The following is a 12,344-nucleotide window of genomic DNA, read 5'->3' on the forward strand; positions in this document are numbered from 1 at the left end:
CATGAGAAAGACCGCGATGGCCGCAGCCGTCGGCATGGTGTCCGGCATCCTCGCCACGACGCAGATCGCCGGCCCCCTTCTGGCCCAGGAGAACGCCAACGAGGCGAGCGTCTACGAACAGCTCGACCTGTTCGGCATCGTCTTCGAGCGCATCCGCAACCAATATGTCGAGGAAGTCGACGAGGGCGAACTGATCGAGGCCGCCATCAACGGGATGCTGACCTCGCTCGACCCGCATTCGTCCTACCTGCCGCCGCGCGATTTCGAGGACATGCAGACCGACACGCGCGGCGAGTTCGGCGGCCTCGGGATCGAGGTCACGCAGGAAGAAGGCTACGTGAAGGTCATCACGCCCATGGACGGCACCCCGGCCTACGAGGCGGGTGTCGAGGCGGGCGACTTCATCACCGCGGTCGATGGCGAGAACATCCTCGGCCTCACGCTGGAAGAGGCGGTCGACCTGATGCGCGGTCCGGTCGGGTCGGACATCATCGTGACCATCGTGCGCGAGGGGCTCGAGGAGCCGCTCGACATCACGATCACGCGCGACACCATCAAACTGACCGCCGCGCGCGTCCGCCGGGAAGGCGACACGATCGTGGTCCGCGTCTCGACCTTCAACGACCAGACGCTGCCGAACGTGCGCGCGGGCCTCGACAAGGTGCTGGCCGAGATCGGCGGCGGGCTCGATGACGTCAACGGCATCGTGCTCGACCTGCGCAACAATCCCGGTGGTCTTCTGACCGCGGGCGTGGCGCTGGCCGACGCGTTTCTCGAGCAGGGCGAGATCGTCTCGACCCGTTCGCGCGAGGCGGATGCGGGCGACCGGTTCAACGCGCGCGCCGGCGACATCGCCGAAGGCAAGCCGATGGTCGTTCTGATCAACGGCGGGTCGGCCTCGGCCTCCGAGATCGTTGCGGGCGCGCTGCAGGATCACCGCCGCGCCGTGGTCGTCGGAACCAAGTCTTTCGGCAAGGGGTCGGTCCAGACGATCATGCCGGTGCAGGGCGATGGCGCGATCCGACTGACGACCTCGCGCTACTACACGCCCTCGGGCCGCTCGATCCAGGCGCTGGGCATCTCGCCCGACATCGTCGTCGTCCAGCCCCGCCCCGACCCCAACGCCGAGGAGGAGGAAGAGGACAACGATCGTCCCAACCGCTCCGAGGCCGGTCTGCGCGGGTCGCTCGACAATGACAGCCTGACCGAGGACCAGCAGGAGCAGATCCGGCTCGAGCAGGAGGAGGCGCGTGCCGTCGCCGAACTGCGCGACGAGGATTACCAGATGGCCTATGCGATCGACATCCTGAAGGGTCTGTCGGCCATCGAGCTGGCCGGCCAGTGACGATCGGGGGCGGGCCGTCGCGGCCCGCCCCATACGCGCCATGACCCCCGAAGAGACTGCCAAGCTGCCCTACCGTCCCTGCGCGGGCGTCTGCCTGACCAACGCCGCAGGTCTGATCTGGGCGGGCGAGCGGCTGGACACGCCGGGCGCATGGCAGATGCCGCAGGGCGGGATCGACCCCGGCGAGGCGCCCGAGGCGGCGGCCCTGCGCGAGCTTCACGAGGAGACGGGCCTCGCGGCCGAGGCCGTGACCGAACTGGCGCGCCTGCCCGAGCCACTGGCCTATGACCTGCCGCACCATCTCGTGCCGACGCTCTGGAAGGGGCGATACCGGGGGCAGGCGCAGCACTGGTTCCGGTTCCGCTACGACGGGCCGGACGACGCCGTCGATCTCGACGTCCACGAGCGCGAGTTCGCGCGCTGGCGATGGATGGCGCCGGACGACCTTCTGGCCGCGATCGTGCCCTTCAAGCGCGACCTCTACGGCCGGGTGCTCGACGGGTTTGACCTGCGCTGATCCGCTCGGCGCGACCGCGCTATCGGATACGGCTTGCCGGGCTGCGGCGGCCGTCCCACCTTTCGGCCCAGACCCGCAACGGAGCCGCGCCATGATCCGCACCGCCCTTCTCGCCGCCCTGACTCTCGCCGTGGCCCAGCCCGCCATGGCGCTGTCCTGCCTGCGCCCGACCGTCCAGTCGAGCTTCCAGCATGCCGACCAGTCCGAGGCGCAGTACACGCTCGCTGTCGGGCGCATCCGCGTCCTGCCCGGCCAGACGATCCCCGAACAGCCCGACGACCCGAACCAGCGGCAGGGCTACGAGCTTCAGGCCCGGTTCCAGGGCCAGCTCGCCTCGGCCACCGGGTTCGACACGCCCGCCGACTTCCCGGTCACGCTCAAGGTCGAATGCGTCGCCGCCTGGTGCGGGGGCGTGCCGCTGGACCGGGTGCTCGCCTTCGTGGAACGCACCGAGGACGGCAACCTCATCACCGAGGGGCCGTGCCCGCGCGACCTGCTCCAGGCCTCGCCCGAGGCGCTGGAGCAGGCGATGGCCTGTATCCGGGGCGAAGCCTGCGAGGTGACCGACCGGCCCTGACGGCTACTGCCCGATGGCGACGCCCTCGCGCCGGGGATCGGCCCCGCCGCTCAGCGTGTCGCCGTCGATCGAAATGACGTGCAGCCCCGAGGTCAGGCCACGCACGTTGGTCTCGAAGCCCATGTCCGTCAGCGCCTCTCCCAGCCCTTCGGCGGCGGTGCCCTCTTCGAGGTCGTAGGTCCCGAACCGGTTGACCAGATGCGGCAGGGCGACGGCCTGCTGGACGTCCATGCCCCAGTCGAGATGCGCGACGATGGTCTTGGCGACGTAGCCGATGATCCGGCTGCCGCCGGGCGAGCCGACGACCATCACCGGCGCTCCGTCGCGCAGCACGATGGTGGGCGACATCGAAGAGCGGGGACGCTTGCCCGGCTCGACCCGGTTGGCGATGGGCACGCCGTCCGAATGGGTGGCGAAGCTGAAATCCGTGAGCTCGTTGTTGAGGAGGAACCCGCCCGGCGTCATCAGCCGCGAGCCGAAGCCGTTCTCGATAGTTGTCGTCATCGAGAGCGCGTTGCCGTCGCCGTCCACGATCGAGATATGCGAGGTCGAGGGCAGCTCCAGCGACACGTCGTCGGCGAAGTGCAGCGCCGCGTGATCCCAGGGCGGCGACCCGGCCGAGACCTCGGGCAGGGCGTCGTCGCCACTCAGGAGCGTGGCGCGGTCGCGCAGATACGCCTCGTCCAGAAGCTTCGGCATGGGGACGAAATCGCTATCGGCCATGTATCGGCCGCGATCCGCGAATGCGAGGCGCGAGGCGTCGCCGATCAGGCGCCAGGCCTCCGGATCGTCGGGACCCATGGCGGCGATGTCGTGATATTCCAGCATCGCGAGGATCTGGCCCACGGTCAGCGCCCCCGAAGAGGGCGGGCCCATGCCGCAGACCTGGGTGCCGTGATAGGGTGCGCAGACGGCCGGGCGCTCGACCACGTCATAGGCGGTCAGATCGTCCATCGTCAGGACGCCGGGTTGGGCCGCACCCCGCACGGTGGCCACGATCCCCTCGGCGACCTCGCCGGAATAGAACGCGTCGGTCCCTTCGGCGGCCAGCGCACGCAGCGTGGCGGCATAGGCCGGGTTGCGCAACGTCTCGCCCTTCTGGAGCGGTGCGCCGTTCGGCAGGAAATAGGCGGCGGTGGCCGGTGCCACGGCGAGGCGTTCGGCGTCGCCCGTCACCAGTTCGGCCAACCGCAGCGACACGGCGAACCCGTCCTCGGCCAGTTCGATGGCATCGTCGAAGAGCCCGCTCCAGCTTGCGCGCCCCCAGCGGCGATGCGCCTCCTCCATCAGCATGGGCGTGCCGGGCGTTCCGACCGAAAGGCCGCCGACCACGGCATCGAAGAAGCCCATCGGCTCGCCGTCCTCGGTCTGGAACAGGGTCGGCGTCGCGGCCATCGGCGCGGTCTCACGGCCATCGAGCGTCGTTGTCTCGCCGGTCGCCGCGTCGTACCAGACGAGGAACGCGCCGCCGCCGAGGCCCGAGGACTGCGGCTCGACGAGGCCAAGGACGGCCTGGACGGCGACCATGGCATCGGCTGCGCTGCCCCCGTCGCGGAGCACTTGGGCCCCTGCCTCGGCGGCCAGCGGATTGGCCGCCGTGACCATCCAGTCGGTCGAGGTCACCGGCGCGGCCACTTCGGGGGCGAGGCCGGTGGCGGCTTCGGGTGCGATGGCGTCGGCCGCCTCCTGCGCGAAGGCGGGCGTCGTCAGAAGCAGTAGGGCGAGGGCGGTCCGCATGGCATGTCTCCTGTCGGGGTTGATCCCGGACAGCATGGCACGGATTTACGCTGCGGCAACCTTGCGGCGCGTGAGCGGCGTTTCGTTCACCGGCAGATGGACGATCGCCGAGAGCAGTCCGACCCCCACGCCGACCCACCAGACCGCGACGTAGCTGCCCGTGGAATCGTAGAGCGCGCCGCCCAGCCACACGCCGAGAAAGCTGCCGAGCTGGTGCGAAAAGAAGACGAGACCGTAGAGCGTGCCCATGTAGCGCAGCCCGTAGATATGCGCGACGAGGCCCGATGTCAGAGGCACCGTGGCAAGCCAGAGCGACCCCATAGCGACCGAGAAGAGCACGACCGAAAGCGGCGTGATCGGCGTGAGGATGAAGAGCGCGGCCACGACCGTGCGCCCGAGATAGATCCCCGCCAGCAGCTTCTTGCGGCTGAAGCGCTGACCCAGCCACCCCGCGTAGAGCGTGCCCGCGATGTTGGCGAGACCGATGAGAGAGATCGCGACCGCGCCCAGCGCGCTCGTCGAGGTGATGCCCATCGTATGCAGCGTCGAGCCGGGGTCGATCGGGCCGCACATCTCGGTGACGAAGGCCGGGAAATGCGCCGTGATGAAGCCGAGCTGGTAGCCGCAGGAGAAGAAGCCCACGAAGATCAGCGCGTAGGACGGATCGCGGACCGCCTTGGTGAGGATCGCGCCCATCGATTCCTCGAGCGCGGCCTTCGGGACGACCGGCGCCCGCATCGTAGGTAGCGCAAAGAGCGCAAGCCCGATGATGCCCGCGAAGATCAGGAAGACCTCCTGCCAGGAAAAGCTCCCCAGCAGCCATTCGGCGATCGGCGGGCCGCAGACCTGTCCCAGCGATCCGGCGGCGGTCGCGATCCCCAGCGCCATCGAGCGGTTCTCGTCCGAGGCGGCCCGACCCACCACCGCGAGTATGACGCCGAAGCCCATGCCCGCAATGCCGAAACCGACGAGGATCTCCAGCAGTTGATGCGCGCCCGGCGTCACCGCGAATGACGACAGCACGAGCCCTGCCGCGTAGCAGATCACGCCCGCGACGATCGCCTTCCGGTCCCCGAAACGATCGGCCAGCGCGCCGAAGATCGGCTGGCCGATCCCCCAGGCGAGGTTCTGGATCGCGATGGCGAGGCTGAACTCGGCGCGGAGCCAGCCGAACTCGACCGCGATGGGGATCTGGAACACGCCGAAGCTGGACCGGATCGCGAAGCCGATCATCAGGACGATGCACCCCGAGACGAGGACAGGGGTGACGAGGGTCGGGCGCGGCGCGGTGGCGGAAGGATCGGACATGGGGTGCAGTTTCATCCGGCAGGCCGAAGCGTCAACGCGGGAAATCTTGGGCACGCATCAGATCGTCTGACCCGAGCTCCGCGCGCGTGCTTGACAGCCTCGATCCCGGCGCAGACGCTCGGCCACGTCTTTTCAAGGAGGTCTGCTATGTCCCGTTTCACCCCGCTCACCCTATCCCGCCGGCGCCTCCTGGGATCGGTCGCGATGCTAGGCGGTGCGGCGCTGCTGCCCCGCATGGTCCGCGCCGACGGCCACGCGCCGCTCAAGGTCGCGGGGATCTACACCGTGCCGGTCGAGCAGCAATGGGTCAGCCGCATCCACCAAGCCGCCGAAACGGCTCAGGCGCGGGGCGACATCGAGTACAGCTTCACCGAGAACGTCGCCAATACCGACTATCCCCGCGTGATGCGCGAATATGCGGAATCCGGGGTCGACATGATCGTGGGCGAGGTGTTCGGCGCCGAGGCCGAGGCGCGCGAGGTCGCAGCCGAATATCCCGACACCGCTTTCCTGATGGGGTCGTCGTTCAAGGAAGATGCGGGCCTGCCGAACTTCGCAGTGTTCGACAACTACATTCAGGACGCGGCCTATCTTTCGGGTATCATCGCGGGGTCCATGACCGAGAGCGGCAATATCGGCATGGTCGGCGGCTTTCCGATCCCCGAGGTCAATCGCCTGATGCACGCCTTCATGGCCGGCGTCCGCGAGATGTCGCCCGAGGCCACGTTCCAGGTCAGCTTCATCGGCTCGTGGTTCGATCCGCCCAAGGCCAAGGAGACGGCCTTCGCGATGATCGAGAACGGCGCCGACGTGATGTATGCCGAGCGCTTCGGCGTGTCGGACGCGGCCGCCGAGCGGGACGTGCTGGCCATCGGCAACGTGATCGACACGCAGGCCGACTATCCCGACACCGTGGTCGCCAGCGCGATCTGGCATTTCGAGCCGACGCTGGACGCGGCCATCGCCGCGGTGAAGGCGGGCGAGTTCACTGCCGCCGATTACGGCCGGTTCAGCTTCATGGATCGCGGCGGATCGAGTCTTGCGCCGCTGGGCACGTTCGAAGGCCGTGTGCCGCAGGAGGCGCTGGACCTCGTGGCCGAGCGCGAGGCCGCGATCCGGGCAGGCGAATTCTCGGTCGAGATCAACGACGACGAGCCGAAGTCCTCCTGACGTGACGGGGGACGGCGAGGCGGAGGTCGTCCTCCGCCTCGAGGGCATCACCAAGCGGTTCGGGCCGGTTACGGCCAATGACGGCGTCGGGTTCACCCTGCGACGCGGCGAGGTCGTGGCGCTCTTGGGCGAGAACGGCGCGGGCAAGACGACGCTGATGAACATCCTCTTCGGGCAGTACACGCCAGATGCGGGTACGATCGAGGTGATGGGCCATCGCCTGCCGGAAGGCAGTCCGGGTGCCGCGCTCCGGGCCGGTGTCGGCATGGTGCACCAGCATTTCACCCTCGCGGGGAATCTCACGGTGCTGGACAATATCGTGCTGGGCACGCGGCCGCTCTGGTCGCCGGGCTCGGGGCGGCGGGCGGCACGCGCACGAATCGCGGATCTGGCGCGGGATTACGGGCTGGCGGTCGATCCCGACGCGCTGGTCGGGCCGCTGACGGTCGGGGAACGTCAACGGGTCGAGATCCTCAAGGCGCTCTATCGCGACGCGCGCATCCTGATCCTCGACGAGCCGACGGCGGTGCTGACGCCGCAGGAGACCGAGGACCTCTTCGCGACGATGCGCCATGCGGTCGCGGACGGCCTGTCGGTCATCTTCATCAGCCACAAGCTCCACGAGGTGGCGGCGATCTCGGACCGGGTTGTGGTGCTGCGCCATGGCCGCGTCGTGGCTGAGGCCGCGACCGCCGACACCTCCCGCGAGGAGATGGCGCGCCTGATGGTTGGCGCCGAGATCCCCGCGCCGACCGTCCGTCCCCAAGCGCCGGGGGACGCGGTGGCCGAGCTGGCCGATGTCGACACCGTCGGGCGCGGGCTGGCCCCCGGCCTGCGGTCCACATCGATGACCGTCCGGCGTGGCCAGATCGTCGGCATCGCGGGCGTGTCGGGCAACGGCCAGGCGGCGCTGGCCGACCTGTTGGGCGGGCTCGTCGCACCCGCGGCGGGGCGCTTCGAGCTCAAGGGCGACGCCCCCGCCGATTGGTCCCCCCGCGCCGCCGTCCATGCGGGTGTCGCGCGCATCCCCGAGGACCGCCACCGCACCGGCACCGTCGCCGACATGGACCTGACCGAGAACGCGATGCTCGAGCTTTATGCCCGCCCTCCCATGAGCCGGGGCGGCTGGTTGAACCGGGGCGCGGCCGCGGCCTTCGCGCGCCGGATCATCGACGGCTACGACGTGCGCTGTCCGGGCCCGGACACGCGCATCCGCCTTCTGTCGGGCGGCAACATGCAAAAGCTGATCCTCGGACGCGTGCTCGAGACGTCGCCCGATCTGATCGTCGCGAACCAGCCGGTGCGCGGCCTCGATATCGGGGCGCTGACCTATGTCCACGAACAGCTTCTGGCCGCGCGCGACCGGGGCGCGGGCGTCCTTCTGATCTCCGAGGATCTCGACGAGATCGTCGCGCTCTCGGACGTGATCCACGTCATCAGCCGGGGCCGCCTGTCGCCCGCGTTCGACCGCGGGACGATGACGCCCGCCGAACTCGGCGGCTGGATGGCCGGGCAGGGGTTCGACCATGCGGCTTGAACCCATCGCCGCGCCCACCGCGCTCCGCACGGTCGGGCTGCCCGCGCTGGCCCTTGCCCTGACAGCTCTCTTTGCGACAGGGCTCGCGGCCTTGGCGGGGGCCGCGCCGCTGGCGGTGGCGGGCCTGATCGTCGAGGGCGCGGTCGGCTCGAAATTCGCGCTGCTCGAGACGCTGAACCGCGCGACGCCGCTGATCTTCACCGGGCTCGCCGTGGCGGTCGCGTTCCGCGCCAAGCTCTGGAACATCGGGGCCGAGGCGCAGCTCTATCTTGGGGCGGTGGCCACGGTCGTCCTCGGCACCGGCGCGCTGGGCTGGCCCGCCGCGACGCTGCTGCCGGTGCTGGCGCTAGCCGCGATCGTCTGCGGGGCCATCGCCCTGCTGATCCCGACCTTCCTCAAGACCCGCTTCGGCGTCGACGAGGTGGTCACCACGCTCCTGCTGAACTTCGTGGTCCTGCTCTTCGTGTCGTTGCTTCTCGAAGGGCCACTCAAGGATCCGATGGGCCTCGGCTGGCCGAAATCCGCGGCGCTGGTCCCCGAAGCGCGGCTGCCGCGGATCGCCGAAGGCCTGCGGCTTCATTGGGGCTTCGCGCTGGGCCTGATCGCGGCGGGCGTGGTCTGGGTGATCCAGACGCGCACCATCTGGGGCTACGAGATGCGGGCCGTCGGGTTGAACGTCGAGGCGGCGCAATTCGCGGGCATTCCGGTCCGCGCGACCCTGGTGCGGACGGCGGTCCTGTCGGGGGGGCTCGCCGCACTCGCAGGCTTCTCGGAGGTGGCGGGGGCGAAGGGGTCGCTGACCTTGGATTTGTCACCGGGCTTCGGCTACACCGGCATCATCGTCGCGATGCTGGCGCTTCTCAATCCGCTGGGCGTGGTCGTCGCCGCGATCTTCGTTGCGGGCATCTTCGTCGGCGCCGACAGCATGTCCCGCGCCGCGGGCGTGCCGACCTACCTTGCGGATATCCTGCTGGCGACGGCGCTCCTCTCGATGGTGCTGGCCATCCTGCTGACGCGGTTCCGGGTGCGGCGCGGATGATGGAGATCGTCGAAATCCTCCTCTCGGCCAGCTTCTGGGCCGCCGCGATCCGCATCGCCTCGCCGCTGATCTTCGCCGCCATGGGCGAGCTGATCTGCGAGCGGGCGGGCGTTCTGAACCTCGGGATCGAGGGCATCATGGTCACCGGCGCCTTCGCGGGCTGGATGGCGGTCTATTCGGGCACGGGTCTTTGGGCCGGGGTCGGCGTGGCGCTTCTGGCGGGGATGGCGTTCGGCCTTCTGCACAGCGTCCTGACGGTGCCGTTCGGCCTGTCGCAACACGTCGTGGGCCTCGGGATCACGCTTCTGGCGACATCGGCGACCTACTACGCGTACCGACTGGCCCTGCCCGAAGTCACGAGCCCGCCGAAGATCGAGGCGTTCCAACCCTGGCCCGTGCCCGGCCTTTCGGAGATCCCGATCCTAGGCGAGGCGCTCTTCACGCAGACACCGCTGACCTATGCGGCCTTCGCGACGGCCGCCCTCGTGGCCCTCGTCCTCTTCCGGACGCCGCTGGGCCTCGCCATCCGCGCGGCGGGCGAGAACCCGGCGGCGGTCGCGGCGCAGGGCCTCTCGGTCACGGGCCTCCGGATGGGCGCGGTGATCGTCGGGTCGGGCCTGATGGCCGTCGGCGGGGCGTTCCTCACCATGTCGGCCTTCGACAGCTTCTTCTTCGAGATGGTCAACGGGCGCGGCTGGATCTGCATCGCGCTCGTGGTCTTCGGCGCGTGGAAACCCGGCAAGACGCTGCTGGGCGCGATCCTGTTCGCGGCGTTCGACGCGTTGCAGATCCGCCTCCAACAAACGCCGCTCGGGGCCGACATCCCGTATCAGGTCTTCCTGATGGCGCCCTATATACTGTCCATTCTGGCCCTCGTGGTCATGTCGCGCCGCGCGCAGGTGCCCGCGGCCCTGATGGTGCCGTTCAACCGGGGGGAGCGCTGATGTTCGATCTGATCGTGAAGGGGGGCACGCTGCCCGACGGGCGCGTCGCCGATATCGGCATCCGGGGCGACCGGATCGCCGCTGTCGAGGCTCGGCTCGACGCCGTAGCGCGCGAGGTGATCGACGCGACGGGCGATCTGGTTTCGCCACCCTTCGTCGATCCGCATTTCCACATGGATGCGACGCTGAGTTACGGCATCCCGCGCGTGAACGCGTCCGGCACGCTGCTCGAGGGGATCGGCCTCTGGGGCGAGCTCAAGCAGGTGATGACGCAGGACGAGGTTCGCGACCGCGCGCTGGCCTATTGCGATTGGGCCGTTTCGATGGGTCTTCTGGCGATCCGCAGCCATGTCGATACCTGCGACGACCGCCTGCTCGGGGTCGAGGCGCTGCTCGACGTGCGCGAGACGGTGAAGCCCTATCTCGACCTGCAACTCGTCGCCTTCCCGCAGGACGGAGTGTTTCGCGACCCGACGGCATGGGACAACACGGTGCGCGCGCTGGACCTCGGCGTCGACGTGGTCGGTGGCATCCCGCATTTCGAGCGCACGATGGCCGAGGGCGCGCGCTCGGTCACGGCGCTCTGCGAACTGGCCGCCGAGCGGGGCCTGCCCGTGGACATGCATTGCGACGAGACCGACGATCCCATGTCGCGCCATATCGAGACGCTGGCCGCCGAGACGACGCGGCTGGGCCTTCAGGGTCGCGTCGCGGGCTCGCACCTGACGTCCATGCATTCGATGGACAATTACTACGTCTCGAAGCTCATCCCGCTGATGGCCGAGGCGCAGGTCGCGGCTATCCCGAACCCGCTCATCAACATCACGATCCAGGGGCGGCACGACACCTATCCGAAGCGGCGCGGCCTGACCCGCGTGAAGGAGCTGCTGGCCGCCGGGATCGAGGTCGGCTGGGGCCAGGATTGCGTGCTCGACCCGTGGTATCCGCTGGGGACGGCGGACATGCTGGACGTGGCCTTCATGGGGATGCATGTCGCGCAGATGACCCACCCGTCCGAGATGCGCCATTGCTTCGACATGGTGACGGAGGGGAACGCGCGCATCCTTGGGCTCGAAGGTTATGGCCTCGAGGTCGGTGACATGGCCTCGCTCGTGGTGCTGGACGCGGGCGATCCGGTCGAGGCGTTGCGCTTGCGCGCCGGGCGGCTTGCGGTGGTCTCGAAGGGCAAGGTCGTTGCACGCGGGGCGCGGGGCGATGCGGCGCTCGACCTGCCCGGGCGTCCCGGCTCGGTGCGCCGCCGCCACCGGAGCGTCTAGACCGGCACCAGCGCCCCCCGCCCGCCGATCACCTTCGCCGACAGGTCGCAGCCCGCGCGAAGCGCTGTGTCCGCCTTCGCGCCATCGAGCCACGCGGCGAGGAACCCGGCGTTCCAGCTGTCGCCGGCGGCAGTCGAGTCGACCACATCCTGCACCGGCGCCGGGTCGTGATGCGCGAGGCCGTCCGGCACCGCGCAGATCACGCGGCCGGGCCCGTCCTTGACCGCGACGACCGCCGCGCCCGCGCCCTTGTAGCGGTCCAAGGTCGCCTGTGGGTCGGCATCGCCGAACCACGTCGCCTCGTCCTCGTGCGACGGCAGCACGATGTCCGCGCGCGCCGCAGCCGTCATGACGGCGGAACACATCGCGGCGCCGTCGGGCCAGAGGCGGGGTCGCAGGTTGGGGTCGAATGCCACCCGCGCTCCCGCCGCCCGTGCCGCGTCCAGCCGGTCCATCAGCGCCGCGCGCCCCGGCGCGTCAAGGATGCCCAGCGTGATCCCCGAGAGGTAAATGAGATCGGCCCCCGCGAACGCATCGGCCAGTGCGTCGCCCTCGGCCAGACGCCGCGCCGCCGATTGCCCGCGCCAGTAGGAAAAACTGCGCTCCCCGTCCTGCAATTCGATCAGGTAGAGCCCGACCGTTCGCATCGGGTCGCGCACAACATGGGCCGTCCCGATCCCGGCATCCGCCATCGCCGCCACCATTCGGTCCGACAGCCCGTCCGTGCCGACGCGCGTGGCATAGTCGACCGTCCATCCCGGCCGCAGCCGCGCGAGATACCAGGCGGTGTTGAACGTGTCGCCCGCGAAGCTGGGGCGCAGCAGATCGCCCTCCGCCGGTGCCAGCTCGACCATGCATTCGCCCACCGATACGACCCGCATCCCGCTCCCCTT

General features: G+C 69.6%; 11 protein-coding genes. 8 read left to right on the top strand and 3 right to left on the bottom strand.

The features are described from left to right. Window position 1: 1 nt before the first annotated feature. The 3 genes from Q0833_RS17350 to Q0833_RS17360 all read left to right on the top strand — a co-directional run bounded on the left by Q0833_RS17350 (window position 2) and on the right by Q0833_RS17360 (window position 2,439). Complete coding sequence (locus Q0833_RS17350) at window positions 2-1,345, top strand: S41 family peptidase (RefSeq protein ID WP_298438048.1); 1,344 nt, start codon at window positions 2-4, stop codon at window positions 1,343-1,345. A 40-nt stretch (window positions 1,346-1,385) separates the two neighbouring features. Beyond that, entirely contained in the window at window positions 1,386-1,862 is a 477-nt protein-coding gene (locus Q0833_RS17355; RefSeq protein WP_298438052.1) for an RNA pyrophosphohydrolase, read from the top strand. 91 nt (window positions 1,863-1,953) lie between these two features. After that, the gene (locus tag Q0833_RS17360; RefSeq protein WP_298438055.1) at window positions 1,954-2,439 is read left to right on the top strand and encodes a hypothetical protein; all 486 of its coding nucleotides are present in this window, start codon (window positions 1,954-1,956) and stop codon (window positions 2,437-2,439) included. A gap of 3 nt (window positions 2,440-2,442) precedes the next feature. Here Q0833_RS17360 and ggt read toward each other — a convergent pair whose 3' ends face one another. Further along, entirely contained in the window at window positions 2,443-4,176 is a 1,734-nt protein-coding gene (ggt, locus tag Q0833_RS17365; protein WP_298438058.1) for a gamma-glutamyltransferase, read from the bottom strand. A gap of 45 nt (window positions 4,177-4,221) precedes the next feature. Further along, a complete protein-coding gene (locus Q0833_RS17370) occupies window positions 4,222-5,484 on the bottom strand; it encodes an MFS transporter (protein ID WP_298438061.1) in 1,263 nt (420 codons plus the stop codon). Between the two features lie 204 nt (window positions 5,485-5,688). On the opposite strand from Q0833_RS17370, the gene Q0833_RS17375 reads away from it, so the two are divergent. From Q0833_RS17375 to Q0833_RS17395, 5 genes are read left to right on the top strand one after another with little or no spacing between them, the layout of a single operon-like run. After that, window positions 5,689-6,654 (top strand): BMP family protein, encoded by a 966-nt coding sequence (locus Q0833_RS17375; RefSeq protein ID WP_298438371.1) that lies wholly within the window; start codon window positions 5,689-5,691, stop codon window positions 6,652-6,654. Between the two features lies 1 nt (window position 6,655). Further along, window positions 6,656-8,191, top strand: a complete 1,536-nt coding sequence (locus tag Q0833_RS17380) for an ABC transporter ATP-binding protein (RefSeq protein WP_298438064.1) — start codon at window positions 6,656-6,658, stop codon at window positions 8,189-8,191. Then, complete coding sequence (locus Q0833_RS17385; protein WP_298438067.1) at window positions 8,181-9,230, top strand: ABC transporter permease; 1,050 nt, start codon at window positions 8,181-8,183, stop codon at window positions 9,228-9,230. The genes Q0833_RS17380 and Q0833_RS17385 overlap by 11 nt, the downstream gene beginning before the upstream one ends. Then, window positions 9,230-10,174 carry an ABC transporter permease gene (locus Q0833_RS17390; RefSeq protein WP_298438374.1) on the top strand — a complete coding sequence of 315 codons (945 nt, stop codon included), beginning with the start codon at window positions 9,230-9,232 and terminating at the stop codon, window positions 10,172-10,174. The genes Q0833_RS17385 and Q0833_RS17390 overlap by 1 nt, the downstream gene beginning before the upstream one ends. Then, the gene (locus Q0833_RS17395; RefSeq protein ID WP_298438070.1) at window positions 10,174-11,451 is read left to right on the top strand and encodes an amidohydrolase family protein; all 1,278 of its coding nucleotides are present in this window, start codon (window positions 10,174-10,176) and stop codon (window positions 11,449-11,451) included. The genes Q0833_RS17390 and Q0833_RS17395 overlap by 1 nt, the downstream gene beginning before the upstream one ends. Here Q0833_RS17395 and Q0833_RS17400 read toward each other — a convergent pair. Then, window positions 11,448-12,332: a sugar kinase gene (locus Q0833_RS17400; RefSeq protein WP_298438073.1), complete on the bottom strand. Its 885-nt coding sequence runs from the start codon at window positions 12,330-12,332 to the stop codon at window positions 11,448-11,450. The two genes, Q0833_RS17395 and Q0833_RS17400, sit on opposite strands and share 4 nt — an antisense overlap. Between the last annotated feature and the right edge of the window lie 12 nt (window positions 12,333-12,344).

The sequence above is a fragment of the uncultured Jannaschia sp. genome, assembly GCF_947503795.1.
Taxonomy (GTDB): domain Bacteria; phylum Pseudomonadota; class Alphaproteobacteria; order Rhodobacterales; family Rhodobacteraceae; genus Jannaschia.